Source organism: Dactylosporangium sp. McL0621 (assembly GCF_049995355.1).
In the GTDB taxonomy this organism is placed as follows: domain Bacteria; phylum Actinomycetota; class Actinomycetes; order Mycobacteriales; family Micromonosporaceae; genus Dactylosporangium.
Map to the genome: position 1 here is coordinate 12,373,781 of NZ_CP188259.1, position 15,173 is coordinate 12,388,953.

Sequence of the window (15,173 nt, forward strand, 5' to 3'; positions counted from 1 at the left end):
CATGACCGTCCAGCCAACGATGCTGCGCCCGGCCACACCCCGACCCGCCTGGCAGGTGGTCGTCGGCCTCGTACTGGTGCTCCCCGCGCTGGTACTGCTGATCACCTCCTATGTCGAGCCCGTCTTCTGGACCTTCAAGAGCTCCTTCAACAAGTTCAGCGGCGTGCGCGCGCTCAGCGGCGGCGGTGCGGACGAATCCGTCGGGTTCGACAACTACCGGCACGCGTTCGAGAAGGGGCTGGGCGGCGCGATCGGCTACACGCTGCTGCTCGCCCTCCTGCCGCTGCTCGCCGTGGTCGTGGTCGCCCCGGCCGTGGCCTGGGCCGCCGAGACCACCGGCCGGTCCGGCCGCTGGGTCGCCCGCGGGCTGCTGACGTTCCCGCTGGTCGCCTTCGCGCCCTTCGGCCTCGCCGTCGCGCACTTCACCGACGGGCACTCCCAGCTCTCCGCCTTCTGGCTCGGCACCTTCGGCTTCGTCACGGCCACGGCCACGCTGATCTACCTGGCCGCGTTCCGCAGCGGCCGCAGCCCCTGGCCCGGGGTGATCCTCGGCGGGATGCTCGCCGTGCTGGCCGTGGTCGGAATCGTCCTGCAGGAGTTCGCGTTCGCGCTCGTCTTCCAGAACGTGGCCCCGGACGAGCGCTCGGCCACGCCGATGCTGCAGATGACGCAGAACGGCTTCGTGTCCTTCAACTTCGGCCTCGCCAGCGCCGTCTCGTCCGTCGTGCTCGTCCCGCTGCTGCTGCTCGGGGCCGCGGCGACCGTCCTGATCATCGTGACCAATCTGCGCTTCCAGGTCACCTCCGTCGTCCGCGAGACGCGCACCTGGGGCTGGGGCCCGCTCGCCGGCCTGCTGCTGATCGTGCTCCTGGTCACCGTGATCGGGATCTGGCCCTGGCTCAGCCGCATCACCGACGACACCGACCGGATCCCGGGGACGTTCGTCAACACGTGGATACCGCCCCTGCTCGCCGCGCTCATCGGGGTCACCGTGGCCGGCCTGGCCGCGTTCGGCATCAGCGGCCTGCGCCCGCTCGGCAGGTACAGCGAGCTGCTCCTGCTGCCCTTCGGCCTGTTCCTGTTCGTCGGCAACGCGCCGCTCGTGCTGCGCGAGTACGCCGCCGGGGCGACCGCGGGCCGGCTCAACACGTTCCTCGCCCTGGTCCCGCCGTCGCGGGTGACCATCCCGGCGCTCATCCTGCTGGCGATGCTGTTCCGCGGCCAGGCCCTGCGCCGGGAGGTGCTGCACCAGGAGGGGCGGCCGGCCTCGTGGTGGTCGGTGATCTGGCCCGGGCTGCCGCTGCTCGGGCTCGCCTACCTGGCCACCTGGTTCGTGCAGGCCCAGGACACGGTGTGGCCGTACGTCAACGGCACCAACACCAACCCGACCGGGCTCTACGCGGTCTTCAACACGATGCAGCAGTACGGCTACCGGGGCTCCGGCGACCTTCCGTACGCCCGGCTCCTGCCGTTGCCGATGCTGCTGCTGTTCCTGGTGCTCGGGGTGGTGGCCCAGCTGCTGTACGCCGATCGTGTCGCGCTGCACTACGGCCTCCCCGAGCGCGATCACCCACCCCGCACCTAGGCACAATGGGCGGCGTGAAGAAAGCGCGGATTCCCGATGTGCTCGCCGCCCGTTACGCCTCGCCCGAGCTCGTCGAGGTCTGGTCGCCGGAGGAGAAGGTCCGGCTCGAGCGCCGGCTCTGGCTCGCCGTGCTCAAGGGCCAGCGGGACCTCGGCGTGGCGGTACCGGACGGCGTCGTCGAGGACTACGAGAAGGTCCTCGACGACGTCGACCTGGTCTCGATCGCCGAACGGGAGCGCGTCACCCGCCACGACGTGAAGGCCCGCATCGAGGAGTTCTCCGAGCTGGCCGGGCACGAGCACATCCACAAGGGGATGACCTCGCGCGACCTCACCGAGAACGTCGAGCAGCTGCAGATCCGGACCTCCCTCGAGCTGGTCCGGGACCGGATGGTCGCGGCGCTGGCCCGGCTCGCGGCGCGGGCGAAGCAGTACGACGAGCTCGTCATGGTCGGCCGCTCGCACAACGTGCCCGCGCAGGCCACGACGCTCGGCAAGCGCTTCGCCTCGGCGGCGGAGGAGCTGCTGATCGCGTACCGCCGCCTCGACGAGCTGATCGAGCGCTACCCCCTTCGGGGGATCAAGGGCCCGGTCGGCACCGCGGCCGACCAGCTCGACCTCTTCGGCGGCGACACGGGCAAGGTCGCCGAGCTCGAGCGCAAGGTGGCCGAGCACCTGGGCTTCCGCAACGTACTCACGAGCGTCGGCCAGGTGTACCCGCGCTCGCTGGACCTCGACGTGGTGTCGGCGCTCGCCCAGGCCGTCGCCGGCCCGTCGAGCCTCGCCACGACGATCCGCCTCATGGCCGGCTACGAGCTGGTCACCGAGGGGTTCAAGGCCGGCCAGGTGGGCTCGTCGGCGATGCCGCACAAGATGAACACGCGCTCCTGCGAGCGGGTCAACGGTCTCGCGGTGATCGTGCGCGGCTACCTGTCGATGGTCGGCGAGCTGGCCGGCGACCAGTGGAACGAGGGCGACGTGTCGTGCTCGGTCGTGCGGAGGGTGGCCCTGCCGGACGCGTTCTTCGCGGTCGACGGGCTGTTTGCGGCGTTTCTGACGGTACTGGACGAGTTCGGGGCATATCCGGCGGTCGTGGCGCGGGAGCTGGACCGGTACCTGCCGTTCCTGGCCACCACGCGGGTCCTCGTCGCCGCCGTCGGGCGGGGCGTCGGCCGTGAGGATGCTCACGAAGCGATCAAGGAGCACGCCGTCGCCGTGGCGCTCGCCATGCGCGAAAAGGGCATCCAGGGCAACGACCTCCTTACCCGGCTCGCCGGCGACGAGCGGCTGCGCCTGTCCGGCGACGACGTCGAGGCCCTCGTGGCCGACCCGGCGACCTTCGTCGGCGCGGCATCCGCGCAGGTCGCAGCCATCGTGGAACAGGTCGCGGCGGTCGTCGCGGCCCACCCTTCCGCCGGTGTCTACGTGCCGCCTCCCATCCTCTGAGCGTCGATCTTGGGGGCCGTCGACGCCCGGTAAGATGCGTGCCGGGCGATGTTTTTCCACGCTTCACCGAGCCGGTCGACTGAACCGTGACACGGCCGGTGATCTGCGGCGGAGCCTCGCCCGGTAGGCTCGTGTCGCTCGCCCTCGAGCGCCCGACTCAACGTCAGGAGTGCCCCGTGGCCCGCGTCGTGGTGGACGTCATGCTCAAACCGGAGATCCTGGACCCGCAGGGCCAGGCCGTCGCGAACGCGCTGCCGCGCGTCGGCGTGGACGATGTCACGTCCGTGCGGATCGGCAAGCGCATCGAGATCGAGTTCGCCGGCGCGGCCGACCTCGACCGCGCGCGCGAGATCGCCGACAAGCTGCTCGCCAACCCGGTGATCGAGGACTTCACCCTCCGCGTCGAGGAGCTGGAGCCGGTGGAGGTCGAGCAGCAGTGACCGCCCGCATTGGTGTCGTCACGTTCCCCGGTTCGCTCGACGACCGCGATGCCGCCCGGGCCGTGCACCTCGCCGGTGCGGCGGCCATCCCGCTGTGGCACGCCGACGCCGACCTCTACGGGGTCGACGCGGTCATCCTGCCGGGTGGCTTCTCCTACGGCGACTACCTGCGCGCCGGCGCCATCGCCCGGTTCTCCGCGGTCATGGACTCGATCGTGAAGGCCGCCGGCGAAGGGCTGCCCGTGCTCGGCATCTGCAACGGCTTCCAGGTGCTCTGCGAGGCCCACCTGCTGCCCGGCGCCCTCACGCGCAACCAGCACCTGCACTTCCGCAACCGCGACCAGGGCCTGCGCATCGAGAACAACACCACCGCCTGGACGGTCGGCTTCCAGCCGCACCAGGAGGTCGTGATCCCGGTCAAGAACGGCGAGGGCTGCTACATGGCCGACGCCCGGACGCTTGACGAGCTCGAGGCCGAGGGGCGGGTCGTCGCGCGGTACATCCGCGGAAACCCCAACGGTTCGCTGCACGACATCGCGGCGATCAGCAACGCAGCCGGCAACGTCGTCGGGATCATGCCCCACCCGGAGCACGCCGTCGAGGTGCTGACCGGCCCGTCCATCGACGGGCTGGGCATCTTCACGTCCGTGCTCGCTCACCTGGGAGCCCGTGTATGACCGCGGAAGTTTTTGACACCGTCGATCACGCCACCAAGACTCCGGACGACGAGCAGCCCTACGAGGACCTGGGGCTGCGCGAGGACGAGTACCAGCGCATCCGCTCGATCCTCAGCCGCCGCCCGACCACGTCGGAGCTGGCGATGTACTCGATCATGTGGAGCGAGCACTGCTCGTACAAGAGCAGCAAGGTCCACCTGCGCCAGTTCAGCGAGAAGGCCCCCAAGTCCGACCTCATGCTCGCGGGCATCGGCGAGAACGCGGGCGTGATCCGCATCTCCGACGAGATCGCGGTCACCTTCAAGGTCGAGTCGCACAACCACCCGAGCTTCGTCGAGCCGTACCAGGGCGCCGCCACCGGCGTCGGCGGCATCGTCCGGGACATCCTGGCCATGGGCGCCCGCCCGGTCGCCGTCATGGACCCGCTGCGCTTCGGCGCCGCCGACCACGAGGACACCAAGCGCGTCCTGCCCGGGGTCGTCGCCGGCGTCGGCGGCTACGGCAACTGCCTCGGCCTGCCCAACATCGGCGGCGAGGTCGTCTTCGACCCCTGCTACCAGGGCAACCCGCTGGTCAACGCGCTCTGCGTGGGCGTGCTGCCGGTCAACCGCCTGCAGAACAAGGAGGCGCACGGCCCCGGCAACATCGTCGTGCTCCTGGGCGCCAAGACCGGCCGCGACGGCATCGGCGGCGTCTCGGTCCTGGCCAGCGCGACCTTCAACAGCGACGGCCCGGCCCGGCGCCCCTCGGTGCAGGTCGGCGACCCGTTCATCGAGAAACTGCTGATCGAGAGCTGCCTGGAGCTGTACGAGCGGGACCTGATCGTCGGCGTGCAGGACCTCGGCGGCGCCGGGCTCACCTGTGCCCTCACCGAGACCAGCGCGGCCGCCGGCACCGGCATGGACGTCGAGCTGGACAAGGTGCCGCTGCGCGAGGCCTCCATGGACCCGCAGGAGGTGCTGGCCAGCGAGTCGCAGGAGCGCATGCTGCTCATCGTCGACCCGGCCAAGCTCGAGGAGGTGCTGCGGGTCGCCGAGCGCTGGGGCGTCATCGCCACCGCGATCGGCACCGTCACCGACACCGGCCGGCTCGTCATCACCTGGCGCGGCGAGACGGTGGTCGACGTGCCGCCGGGCTCGCTGGTCGACGACGGCCCGGTGTACGCCCGCCCGATGCGCGAGCCCGCCGACCTCATCCTGCTGCAGGCCGACCGCGCCGAGACCCTGCCGCGCCCGCGCACCGGGGTCGAGCTGCGCGAGACCCTCCTGCGCCTGGCCGCCAGCCCCAACCTGTGCGACAAGAGCTGGGTGACCGAGCAGTACGACCGGTACGTCCAGGGCAACACGATCCTCGCCCAGCCGGAGAACGCCGGCGTCGTACGCATCGACGAGCAGACCGGCCTCGGCGTCGCCCTGTCGGTGGACGGCAACGCGCGGTTCGCCCGCCTCGACCCGTACAACGGGGCCAAGCTGGCGCTCGCCGAGGCCTACCGCAACGTGGCCGCCGCAGGCGCGACCCCGCTCGCCGTGACCAACTGCCTCAACTTCGGCTCGCCGGAGGACCCGCAGGTCATGTGGCAGTTCGCCGAGGCCGTCCGCGGCCTGGCCGACGGCTGCGCGGAGCTGGGCATCCCGGTCACCGGCGGCAACGTGTCCTTCTACAACTCCACCGGTACGCAGGCCATCCACCCGACCCCGGTCGTGGGCGTCCTGGGCATCCTGGGCAACGTCGGCAGCCGCGTCCCCATGGGCTTCGGCGGCGACAGCGACCTGATCATGCTGCTGGGCGAGACCACCGAGGAGCTCTCGGGCTCCGAGTGGGCCTGGGTGACTCACGAGCACCTGGGCGGCCTGCCCCCGCGCGTGAACCTCACCCGCGAGCGCATCCTCGCCTCGGTGCTGACCGAGGCCGGCGAGCGCGGCCACCTGTCGAGCTCGCACGACCTCTCCGACGGCGGCCTGGCCCAGGCCCTGGTCGAGGCGACGCTGCGCTACGACTGCGGCGCGAACATCACCCTGCCGGAGGGCCTCAACCCGTTCGTCGCGCTCTTCTCGGAGTCGACGGCCCGGGCCCTGGTCTCGGTGCCGCGCGGCCACGAGAAGGCCTTCACCGCCATGTGCGCCCAGCACGGCCTCCCGGCGACCGTGATCGGCTCGGTCGACGGCCGCAGCCGCGCGCTCGACGTGCGCGGGCAGTTCACGATCGCCCTCGACGAGCTGCGCTCCGCCTGGATGGGCACGCTGCCGGCGCTGTTCGGCGAGGTGTCGACGGAGGCGCCGGCGTACCGCACCCCGAGCGAGCCGGAGCCTTCGCTCTACGACTCCGCGCCCGCTTCCAGTGAGGCTCCCGCGGCCGACGAGTCGTCCTTCTTCGAGAAGGTCGACGCGCCGGAGGTACCGCACGCCCCGCTCGACGACGAGTCGTGACCCCGGAGGGCGTCTATAGCCAGCCCGGCTCGGGCGCCCGGTTCGACTGGGGCCCGGCCGGCGCGGCCGAGCTGGCGCGCGTCTGCTCGGTCCTGGTCGTGGTCGACGTGCTGTCCTTCTCGACCGCCGTGGACGTAGCCGTCGGCCGGGGCATCCGCGTGCACCCGTTCCCGTGGAGCGACCAGGCCCAGGCCTACGCGACGCGCCTGGGCGCCGCGGTGGCCGTGGGCCGCCGCCAGGCGAGCCCGGAGCAGCCCTGGAGCCTGTCGCCGGCCGCCCTGCTGACCGCCCCGCTAGTCGACCAGCTGGTCCTGCCGTCCCCGAACGGCGCGACGATCTGCTCGGCGGCCGCCTCGACGGGCGTACCGGTGGTCGCGGCCTGCCTGCGCAACGCCCCGGCCGTGGCCCGCTGGCTGCGGGCGCACGGCCACGGCACGCCGACGAGCCCGGTGGGGGTCATAGCGGCGGGCGAACTGTGGCCGGACGGCACGCTGCGCCCGTGCGTGGAGGACCTCCTGGGCGCGGCCGCGGTGCTGGACGGCCTGTCAATGCTGGGCGCCCCGCTGTCGGTGGAGGCCGCGGTCTCTTTGGCGGCGCTGGCCGCGGTGAAGAACGTGGCCGCGGCGGTACGGCGGTGCGTGAGCGGCCAGGAACTGATCCAGCGCGGTTTCGCCGAGGACGTGAGACTGGCGTCCCAATCGGGCGCGTCGCACACGGTGCCGATCATGACCAACGGCGAGTCCTTCGCCCCTGCGTGATCAACGGTCCGCATCAGGGCTCGCCCGCGCCGCGCCGAGACGCCACTGCACGCCGGTGAAGCGCCTTCGCTCAGCACTTTCGTTGGGCCGACCTTGGCCAACCGGTCCGAAGAATTGTCGATTCGAACCTGTGCATATGCAGGCGGTCGCAAAAGTTTCTTCGTCCCGTGTTGAACGAAAGGATCCAGGCATGTCAAGCCAGCGTCGACGGCGCGCGCCGCTCGTCGAATCGCCGATCTCCGATGAATTGGCGGACATTTCCCCCCGATCGGCCAGCTCCCGCTTGCCGCTCAGGTGGGCGTTCGTGCTGATGGTGGGGTGCGTCGCCGCGGCCCTCGTGTTGTTCTCCCCGATAGCGGCGGCAGCCCTCGGCGCCGGCATCGCCGCCGCGGTGGCTACGGATCAGATGCTTGCCTAGACCGCGCCGCTCCGTGGAGAGGATCGTTCGGCCGGGTCGTCCGCTGCGCCGGAGACAGTGTCCAGCGATCCTCTCCCGTGTAGCGACAATTGCGTGATCATGGCGTGCAGCGAGGCATCGTTGTCGCTGCGGTGGGCGTTCCAGCGATCGTCGCGGGTCTCTGGATCTTTGGGTGGGACCAAACGGATAAATACATCAGCGTGGTCACGCCGACCGTTGGTTTCGTCGGTGTGGGTCAGTGAGGTAGTCAAGGTCGAGATGCCCTAGGGCGACGGCGCTAGCCGACGTCGCAGTAGATCGCTATCTCGGTGCGCTGCGGATCCGTCGTCGGCGGCATGTGTGCGGCCGTCACGGTGTCGCCCGCGTGGGTTCCCGCACAGTACTCCCCCGAGTAAGCCACCCCCTCCCCGCCGATCACCGCGCCCGCCCCGTTGCGATAAACCAGCGCCGCCCCCGCCGGCGACAGCCCCTCGCACGCCACCGGGCCCATGTTCGCCGGCAGCAGGAAATCCGGCGCCCCCGGCCCGTCCGGCTCCGGCCGCACGTCAAAGCGGCGGAAGAGCGGATTCCACGGCTCCGGACGCACCCAGTGCGTAGTCCCGAAGGCCAGAGAGAACCCCGCGACCGACGCCGCCCGATCCGGTGCCACCTCGATCACCGCGCCCACCGGTAGTCGCGACCCCGGCAGCACCATCGGCAGCGTCCGCTCCGGCAGCGCCACCACAACTCCGCCCGAGGAGTCCAGCAGGCGCAGGCTCACCGTCGTGCGGTAGGCCGCCCACTCCGGCGATCGATCAACCACGAGCGCGCCCGCGCTGAACGACCATCCTCCGACGCGGCTGAACCCCTGCTCGGCCACCGCCAGCCCGTCCTGGACCGGCACCGCCGCCCCCACCGCGCGCGGACCGACCCCCGAACACCCGGCCGGCACCGGATGCGCCCACCAGCGGTACGCCCCGGTCAGCAGCAGGGCCGCCAAGAGCAGAGCCGGAATCAAAAGCGTGAACCGCCCCCGTGTCACGAGACTCAGGCTCCCGCGGGCCTGGGGGGCGGCTCAAGAGGCAATCCAAGCCTGTGGATAACCGGCCGTTCGGACGAGTCGAAGATCCGCCGAACGTACTGTCACCCGCCCAAGCAGAGGCGCGCGTCTATCACGACGTATTGCCCGGCCGGCGTACGTGATGCGAAACCCCAACCCCACAGAATCGGAGTCTCACCATGTCCGCGACCCGCCGGGCCCTTTTCCTGCTCACCGCCTCCGCCGCACTCTTCACCGCCGCCTGCGACCCCCACCGGCCCGACCCGACGCCGAGCGCCGGCGTTCCGAACGGCAGCGCGCCGAGCGGCAGCCTGCCGAGCGGCAGCATGCCGGAGACGTCCACCGCGTCCTCAGCAGGGTCCAAGGCCCCGGCCGACGGGATCGAAGGGCTCTACTACAGCCGGCGCGACGAGCTGTACCGCCTCGAGAAGTCCGGCCCCAAGCGGATTCCGGGCGTCCACGCGTACACGGCGAACGTCTCCCCCGACGACACGAAGATCGCCTTCATCGACGGGGACGGCGTGGTCGTCGCCGACCGCGACGGGCAGCACCGGGAGACCGTGCTCGCCGGCACGCCGACGGTCGGCTGGGAGCCCGTCTGGTCGGCCGACTCGCGGCGGCTGCTGGTGGCCAAGAGCCCCGGCGGGCAGGAGGTGACGCTCGGCGTGGTCACCGTCGCGACGAAGGCCTTCGTACCGCTGGCGCACCAGCCCGGCGCCGGCATCCACCCGATGTGGTCGGGCGACGGCAGGAAGATCGTCTACGCCACGGGCACCTGCGAGATCGGGGTCATGGACGCCGACGGGAGCAACGTTAAGGTCATCCCCAACGTCGGGGACCGGCACAACTGCGACCCGTGCAGCGTCAACCGTGACGCCGGGCTCGTCGCGGTCTCCCAGCGCGTCGGGGACGAGCCGTGGGGCGACATCGGGCGCGACAGTGGCGCCAATGCGATCGTCGACACCCGGACCGGGCAGAACGTCAGCACCAACGTGGCCGGCGACGTCAACGCGATCGTGTTCCGGCCCGGCGGCGACATCCTGCTCCGCGCGCCCGGCAAGCTGACGCTGCTCAACCCCGACCGCACCGTGAAGGCGCAGTTCACCGAGGCCGCCGGCGTGCGGGACGACCGGCTGATCGCCGCGGTCGGGCGCTGAGGGAAAGACCGATGACGATGGCACCGGTACACTCTCGGGTCGCGTGCCCATCGTCGTCGACAGGATCAGGCATGGTTTCCCGCGAGGACGAGTATGCGGCGTTCGTCCGCGCGCGGAGCCATGCCCTGCTCCGGGCCGCCTATCTGCTCACGGGCGACCAGCACCTGGGCGAGGACCTCGTGCAGGAGGCCCTCGCCCGCACGCATCGGGCCTGGGACCGCCTGCACGAGACCGGCAATGCCGAGGCCTACGCGCGCCGGGTGATGTACCACCTCCAGGTCAGCTTCTGGCGGCGGCGCCGGGTGGCGGAGAACCTGCCCGGCGACCTGCCCGACCGGCGCGACGGCAACCGCGAGGACACCGGCGCGATCGTGCTGCGCATGACGGTGGAGCAGGCCCTGCGCTCGCTCAGCCCGAGGCTGCGGGCGGTCGTCGTCCTGCGGTACTTCGAGGACCACACCGAGGCCGAGGCGGCCGACGTGCTCGGGGTCTCGGTCAGCACCATCAAGACCCAGACGGCGCGGGCCCTGGAGCATCTGCGCCGGCTGGTGCCGGAGCTGCGGGAGTTCCGCACCGCGGAGGGGACCGGGCGATGAACGACGACGAACTGCTGCGCGACAGCCTCGCGCGCATCGGCGACCGGGCCGAGCCGGCGGACCTCCTCGAGCGCTCGCTCGCCCAGTCGCGGCGGATCGGGCGCAACCGGGCGATCACGGCGTCGGCGGCCGGGGTGCTCGCGCTGACCCTCGCCGGCGGCGTGGCCTGGCAGCTGAACCGGCCCGGGGAACCGGGGGCCGGCCCCGGTCGCCGGCCCGCCCTCGGCGGTGGCCACGACCGCCGCCGCCACCGGTTCGGCGCCGAGCCGGGAACCCAGCGTGGATCCCAGTCGCGAGGCCAGCAAGGCGGCGCCGCAGGAGCTGACGGGCACCCTCTACTTCAGCGGCGGCGACGACCTGTACCGCCTGAACAAGTCGACCCCGAAGAAGATCGCGGGGGTCCACGCGTACACCGCAAACGTCTCCCCGGACGACACCCGGATCGCCTTCATCGAGGGCACCGACGTGGTGGTCGCGGACCGCGACGGGCAGCACCGCCAGACCGTGCTGACCGGCACGCCGGACATCGGATGGGAGCCGGCCTGGTCCGGCGACTCGCAGCGCCTCCTGGTCGCCAAGGTGACGGCCGACAGCACGACGATCGGCGTTGTCACCGTCGCGACGAAGGCCTTCGCACCGCTGGCCCGCCAGTCCGGCGAGGGCATCCACCCGCTGTGGTCGGGCGACGGCAAGAAGATCGCCTACGGCACGGGCGACTGCCGCCTCGGCATCATGAACGCCGACGGGAGCGGCGCCAAGGTCATCCCCAACGTCGGGGACCGGCACAACTGCGACCCGTACAGCGTCAACCGCGACGGCACCCTCGTCGCGGTCGACCAGCGCGTCGGCGACGAGCCGTGGGGCGACATCGGGCGGGACAGCTCCGCCAACGCCGTTGTCGACACCCGCACCGGCCAGAACGTGAGCCTGCCGGTGACCGGCACCATCAGCGCGATCGTGTTCCTGCCCACCGGCGAGATCCTCGTGCGCACCGCGGGCAGGCTGACCCTGCTCGACGCCGACCGCACGGTCAGGACGCAGATCACCGAGCCCGCGGCGGTTAAGAGTTACCGGCTGATCTCGTACGTTCCAACGGAACATTAACGCCCTCACAACATCGACCGGGAACGATCGCGCCAGAGCGCGAGCGGACATTCCCGTGCGTGATGCAGAGGAGCATTCCGTTGAGAACACGAATCAGCCAGGTGGTGACCGGCCTGATCTGCCTCGCCCTGGCCGGCGCCGCATTGCCGGCCGTGCCCGCGGCGGCATACACCGAGACGAAGACGACCGCGACGAAGACCGCGCCCTACATGGTTTTCCAGCGGAACAACAAGGCGCCGCAGCGCGGCACGCTGACGGCCTACGTGAGCGTCGGCAGCACCCGGTACCGGGTCTCGATGCGCGCCGGCACGGGCAGCGGCGTCGTCAGCGAATGCGTCCGCAACAAGGGACAGATCCCGGTGGGCTTCTACGACCCGCGTGACGAGGACAGCAACAGCACCCTCGTGTACATCAGCAACAAGACCTGGGGAAACAGCGTCATCCGGGGCGCGGTCTGGAGCCTCGGCAACAAGGTCTGTCACCCCAAGGCGGGCGAGAAACGGATCACCCGCACGGACCTGTTCATCCACTCGGAGGGCACGAGCGGCTGGACCGAGAACAACTACAAGTCCAACGGTTGCATCAAGGTGAACCAGACGGACCGCGCGCAGCTGAAGAAGCGGTGGAGCGCCGCGTACCGCCGGGACACCGGCATGTTGATGGTCTACTGACGAGCCGACGAGGAGAATCCGGTGCTTCCGAGGAAGAACAAGCGAGTCTGGTCGACGGCTCTCGTGACCGCCTTCGCGATCGGTATCGGTGGCTGGCTGGTCAGCACCGCCGAGAGCGGCTCGGCCGCGGCGGCAAACACCAGTGTGTCGATCGATCCGGCCATCCGCGATCGGGCCCTGGCGCAGGAGCAGCAGGTCGCCGACTGCATGCACGCGCTCGGGCTGACGTACGTCGTGGCGGTGCCCAACGACGTCTACCTGGATCAGGCTTACACCGACGCGGTGGCGGCCGGCAAGCAGGGCGCGGAGCTGCACGACCTCCTGGCGCAGGTGGCGGCCGGCCTTCCGGCCGACCCGAACGAGACCGTCGTCACCGCCCTGCCGGCCGACCAGCAGGCGACCTGGACCTTCGCCCTGGTCGGCAACGACGCGGACCCGGGGTGCGCGGACCGGGCCAACACGATGAGCGCGTCGGACGCCGGCGCCCTGGACATCGCCACGACCGCGGCCGAGCGGGTCAAGGCCGCCGCGGCCGCCGACCCGACGGTGCGGGCCGCCCTGACGACGTACATCTCCTGCATGTCCGGCCGGGGCTACACGGTCGGCGACACGGAGCAGATCTTCAACCTGGTCGAGACCCAGGCCGAGGCGATCGAGCCGCCGGACAGCGCGTGGCCCGATCCACTGCCGGCGACCGCCACCGAGCTGCAGAAGGCCGCGTACGCGGCGCAGGTCAACCGGCTCGAGGCGAAGGTGCAGCAGGCGGCCGACATCGTCTCCGCCGGGAACGCGGCCCACGATGCCTGTGTCGCGCCCTACCGGCAGGCGTTCGACGCGGCCTACGACCGGCTGGCGCCGTAGCGATGCGAAAACTTCTGGGTACCCTGGCCGCGCTCACGCTGATCGGCGGAGTCGGCGCGGCCCACCTGCCACCGTCCGGGGCGACCGGGCCGGCGGTCGAGCCGCCCGCGACGATCGCCGACCCGCCGGACTGGTACCACGACGCCGGAGAGCAACGGCCCGGTCAGTACCCGTCCCCGTCGCCGAGCTCGCCGGGCCGGCCGACCCGCTGAGCGTCAGCCTTCGCTCTTGAGAAAGTGTTCGCGGACGACGTACGTCGGGCGCCCCATGCCGTGGGCGTGGACGCGCCCGAGGTACTCCCCCAGCACCCCGATCCCGATCATCTGCGCGGACGAGAAGATCGTGACCAGCGAGGCGAGCGTCGTGAACCCGGCGACCTTGGTGTCCCCGGTGAAGTACAGCCACACCAGGCGCAGCGTGAGCAGCACCCCGCAGACGCCGATGAGGAAGCCGAGGTACGTGACGAGCCGCAGCGGCTTCGACGAGTACCCGAGGATCATGTTTACCGCGTGCTTCATCAGCGACCGGAACGTGAAGCCGGAGCGGCCCTCGGTGCGCTGGTCCATGCGCACCACCACGGAGCCGACCCGGGTGGTGGTCCACGACAGCACGATGTCCACGGACACGTGCGGCCCGCTGACCTGGTCGAAGCCGGCCCCAGGAAGGTGCGGAAGATGCGCAGAGCGCCGAGCACATCCGCGTTCGGGATGCCCATGCTGCGGCCCATCACGAGGCTCTTGGCGCCCCACGAGGTCAGGTTGCGCAGCAGGCCGTGCTCCTCGGCCTCCGACACCGCGTAGACCACGTCGAGGTCGTCGGTGAGGGCGGCGGCGAGCTTCGGCAGCTCCTCCGGCGGGTGCTGCAGGTCGTCGTCCATGGTGATGATCCGCTCGCAGGACGCGGCCCGGATGCCGGCGATGAGCGCGTTGTGCTGGCCGTAGTTGCGGGCCATCCGGATCGCCTGCACGTGCGGCTGCTCGGCGGCCAGGTCGCGGGCGGCGTCCCAGGTGACGTCGGTGCTGTCGACCACCAGGATTATCTCGTGCACCGGGTCGATCGCCGGCAGCACCGCGTTCAGCCGCGCGACCAGCCGCGGCAGGATGCTCGCCGAGCGGTAGCAGGGGACGACAACGGAGACTGACACGCGAGCTCCAAGGCTAGGCGGCGATCGTGATGATGCGGGTGAACTCGTGCAGCAGGTCGAGGCCGTCCCAGACCCCGGCGAAGGTCAGCGCCTGCCCGAACGGCACGATCCGGTCCAGGCCGCGCCCGGCGACGAGGGTGACGAAGTCGTCGAGTTCGGCGCGGGTGAAGCCGAACTGCGCGAGCGTCTGGTCCTTGCGGCGGATGGCGGGGGCGAGCTCGGCGAGCGAGCCCACGGTGACGTGGCAGACGGTGCCGGCGGCACCGAGCAGCTCGTGGTGTGGACGGAAAAGTCGCGTACAACCTGAGTGCCCGCGGGACCCGTCTCAGGGAAGACGATTTCCGGGGAGGGACGCGAATGGACGATTACGTCGAGTACGTCACGGCGCGGCTGCCGGCGCTGCACCGACTCGCCTACGTGCTCAGCGGCGACGTGCACCGCGCCGACGACCTGGTGCAGCAGACGATCACGACGCTCTACGTGAAGTGGTCGCGGGTCCGGCGCGCGGAGCACCTCGACCGGTACGTCCGCAGCATGCTCGTCAACACGTTCATCGACGAGCGCCGGCTGGCCTGGTCGCGGGTGCGGCTGTTCGCCGAGCCGCCCGAGCGGGTCGCGCCCGAGGCCGACCGCGCCGAACACACGGCGGTGCGCCAGGCGCTCGCCCGCGTGCCCCGCCGCCAGCAGGCGGTGCTGGTCCTGCGGTTCTTCTACGACCTGCCCGTGGCCGAGGTGGCCGAGATCCTCGGCGTGTCCGCCGGCACGGTGAAGAGCCAGACCTCACACGGCCTGACGGCCCTGCGCCGCCTGCTCGGCGAGCAGACGGTCGCCGCCCTGACCAAGGAGCGCTGA

At 71.1% G+C, this 15,173-nt stretch carries 18 protein-coding genes; 14 read left to right on the forward strand and 4 right to left on the reverse strand.

Features of this window, described 5'->3' with window-relative positions:
• The first annotated feature begins 1 nt into the window (after position 1).
• The 7 genes from ACPPVO_RS58780 to ACPPVO_RS58810 all read left to right on the forward strand — a co-directional run bounded on the left by ACPPVO_RS58780 (position 2) and on the right by ACPPVO_RS58810 (position 7,749).
• Positions 2-1,585, forward strand: a complete 1,584-nt coding sequence (locus ACPPVO_RS58780; protein ID WP_426508562.1) for a hypothetical protein — start codon at positions 2-4, stop codon at positions 1,583-1,585.
• A gap of 5 nt (positions 1,586-1,590) precedes the next feature.
• Positions 1,591-3,030, forward strand: a complete 1,440-nt coding sequence (purB, locus tag ACPPVO_RS58785) for an adenylosuccinate lyase (protein ID WP_426508564.1) — start codon at positions 1,591-1,593, stop codon at positions 3,028-3,030.
• Positions 3,031-3,206: 176 nt separating this feature from the next.
• Positions 3,207-3,470 (forward strand): phosphoribosylformylglycinamidine synthase subunit PurS, encoded by a 264-nt coding sequence (gene purS / locus ACPPVO_RS58790; RefSeq protein WP_360375064.1) that lies wholly within the window; start codon positions 3,207-3,209, stop codon positions 3,468-3,470.
• Entirely contained in the window at positions 3,467-4,147 is a 681-nt protein-coding gene (gene purQ / locus ACPPVO_RS58795; RefSeq protein WP_426508565.1) for a phosphoribosylformylglycinamidine synthase subunit PurQ, read from the forward strand. The genes purS and purQ overlap by 4 nt, the downstream gene beginning before the upstream one ends.
• Positions 4,144-6,573: a phosphoribosylformylglycinamidine synthase subunit PurL gene (gene purL, locus ACPPVO_RS58800; protein WP_426508567.1), complete on the forward strand. Its 2,430-nt coding sequence runs from the start codon at positions 4,144-4,146 to the stop codon at positions 6,571-6,573. Before purQ ends, purL begins: the two co-directional genes overlap by 4 nt.
• Positions 6,570-7,331, forward strand: coding sequence for a 2-phosphosulfolactate phosphatase (locus ACPPVO_RS58805; RefSeq protein ID WP_426508568.1), 762 nt, complete (start codon positions 6,570-6,572; stop codon positions 7,329-7,331). The genes purL and ACPPVO_RS58805 overlap by 4 nt, the downstream gene beginning before the upstream one ends.
• A gap of 190 nt (positions 7,332-7,521) precedes the next feature.
• Complete coding sequence (locus ACPPVO_RS58810) at positions 7,522-7,749, forward strand: hypothetical protein (RefSeq protein ID WP_426508570.1); 228 nt, start codon at positions 7,522-7,524, stop codon at positions 7,747-7,749.
• Between the two features lie 277 nt (positions 7,750-8,026).
• On the opposite strand, the gene ACPPVO_RS58815 is transcribed toward ACPPVO_RS58810, so the two are convergent.
• A complete protein-coding gene (locus tag ACPPVO_RS58815) occupies positions 8,027-8,770 on the reverse strand; it encodes a hypothetical protein (protein ID WP_426508572.1) in 744 nt (247 codons plus the stop codon).
• Between the two features lie 197 nt (positions 8,771-8,967).
• Between ACPPVO_RS58815 and ACPPVO_RS58820 the strand changes: the two genes are divergently transcribed.
• The 6 genes from ACPPVO_RS58820 (at position 8,968) to ACPPVO_RS58845 (ending at position 13,389) form a co-directional block, all read left to right on the forward strand.
• Positions 8,968-9,945: a TolB family protein gene (locus tag ACPPVO_RS58820; RefSeq protein WP_426508574.1), complete on the forward strand. Its 978-nt coding sequence runs from the start codon at positions 8,968-8,970 to the stop codon at positions 9,943-9,945.
• Between the two features lie 71 nt (positions 9,946-10,016).
• The gene (locus tag ACPPVO_RS58825) at positions 10,017-10,541 is read left to right on the forward strand and encodes a SigE family RNA polymerase sigma factor (RefSeq protein WP_426508576.1); all 525 of its coding nucleotides are present in this window, start codon (positions 10,017-10,019) and stop codon (positions 10,539-10,541) included.
• Between the two features lie 279 nt (positions 10,542-10,820).
• A complete protein-coding gene (locus tag ACPPVO_RS58830; protein WP_426508578.1) occupies positions 10,821-11,645 on the forward strand; it encodes a TolB family protein in 825 nt (274 codons plus the stop codon).
• Between the two features lie 80 nt (positions 11,646-11,725).
• Positions 11,726-12,316: a L,D-transpeptidase family protein gene (locus ACPPVO_RS58835; RefSeq protein ID WP_426508580.1), complete on the forward strand. Its 591-nt coding sequence runs from the start codon at positions 11,726-11,728 to the stop codon at positions 12,314-12,316.
• Between the two features lie 21 nt (positions 12,317-12,337).
• Positions 12,338-13,177: a hypothetical protein gene (locus tag ACPPVO_RS58840; RefSeq protein ID WP_426508582.1), complete on the forward strand. Its 840-nt coding sequence runs from the start codon at positions 12,338-12,340 to the stop codon at positions 13,175-13,177.
• Between the two features lie 2 nt (positions 13,178-13,179).
• Entirely contained in the window at positions 13,180-13,389 is a 210-nt protein-coding gene (locus ACPPVO_RS58845; RefSeq protein WP_426508584.1) for a hypothetical protein, read from the forward strand.
• A 3-nt stretch (positions 13,390-13,392) separates the two neighbouring features.
• On the opposite strand, the gene ACPPVO_RS58850 is transcribed toward ACPPVO_RS58845, so the two are convergent.
• Genes ACPPVO_RS58850 through ACPPVO_RS58860 form a run of 3 tightly spaced genes read right to left on the reverse strand, consistent with a single transcriptional unit; the run spans position 13,393 to position 14,556 of the window.
• Positions 13,393-13,743 (reverse strand): hypothetical protein, encoded by a 351-nt coding sequence (locus tag ACPPVO_RS58850; protein ID WP_426508586.1) that lies wholly within the window; start codon positions 13,741-13,743, stop codon positions 13,393-13,395.
• A complete protein-coding gene (locus ACPPVO_RS58855; RefSeq protein ID WP_426508588.1) occupies positions 13,695-14,321 on the reverse strand; it encodes a glycosyltransferase family 2 protein in 627 nt (208 codons plus the stop codon). The genes ACPPVO_RS58850 and ACPPVO_RS58855 overlap by 49 nt, the downstream gene beginning before the upstream one ends.
• A gap of 13 nt (positions 14,322-14,334) precedes the next feature.
• Positions 14,335-14,556, reverse strand: coding sequence for a hypothetical protein (locus tag ACPPVO_RS58860; protein WP_426508590.1), 222 nt, complete (start codon positions 14,554-14,556; stop codon positions 14,335-14,337).
• Positions 14,557-14,678: 122 nt separating this feature from the next.
• On the opposite strand from ACPPVO_RS58860, the gene ACPPVO_RS58865 reads away from it, so the two are divergent.
• Positions 14,679-15,173 (forward strand): SigE family RNA polymerase sigma factor, encoded by a 495-nt coding sequence (locus ACPPVO_RS58865; RefSeq protein ID WP_360375048.1) that lies wholly within the window; start codon positions 14,679-14,681, stop codon positions 15,171-15,173.

What these genes read in the sequence shown, in the direction of transcription:
- ACPPVO_RS58780 (WP_426508562.1), top strand. Translation starts at nt 2, where the DNA reads ATGACCGTCCAGCCAACGATGCTGCGCCCGGCCACACCCCGACCCGCC.
- purB (WP_426508564.1), top strand. Translation starts at nt 1,591, where the DNA reads ATGGGCGGCGTGAAGAAAGCGCGGATTCCCGATGTGCTCGCCGCCCGT.
- purL (WP_426508567.1), top strand. Translation starts at nt 4,144, where the DNA reads ATGACCGCGGAAGTTTTTGACACCGTCGATCACGCCACCAAGACTCCG.
- ACPPVO_RS58810 (WP_426508570.1), top strand. Translation starts at nt 7,522, where the DNA reads ATGTCAAGCCAGCGTCGACGGCGCGCGCCGCTCGTCGAATCGCCGATC.
- ACPPVO_RS58820 (WP_426508574.1), top strand. Translation starts at nt 8,968, where the DNA reads ATGTCCGCGACCCGCCGGGCCCTTTTCCTGCTCACCGCCTCCGCCGCA.
- ACPPVO_RS58825 (WP_426508576.1), top strand. Translation starts at nt 10,017, where the DNA reads ATGGTTTCCCGCGAGGACGAGTATGCGGCGTTCGTCCGCGCGCGGAGC.
- ACPPVO_RS58845 (WP_426508584.1), top strand. Translation starts at nt 13,180, where the DNA reads ATGCGAAAACTTCTGGGTACCCTGGCCGCGCTCACGCTGATCGGCGGA.
- ACPPVO_RS58850 (WP_426508586.1), bottom strand. Translation starts at nt 13,743, where the DNA reads ATGGACCAGCGCACCGAGGGCCGCTCCGGCTTCACGTTCCGGTCGCTG.
- ACPPVO_RS58865 (WP_360375048.1), top strand. Translation starts at nt 14,679, where the DNA reads ATGGACGATTACGTCGAGTACGTCACGGCGCGGCTGCCGGCGCTGCAC.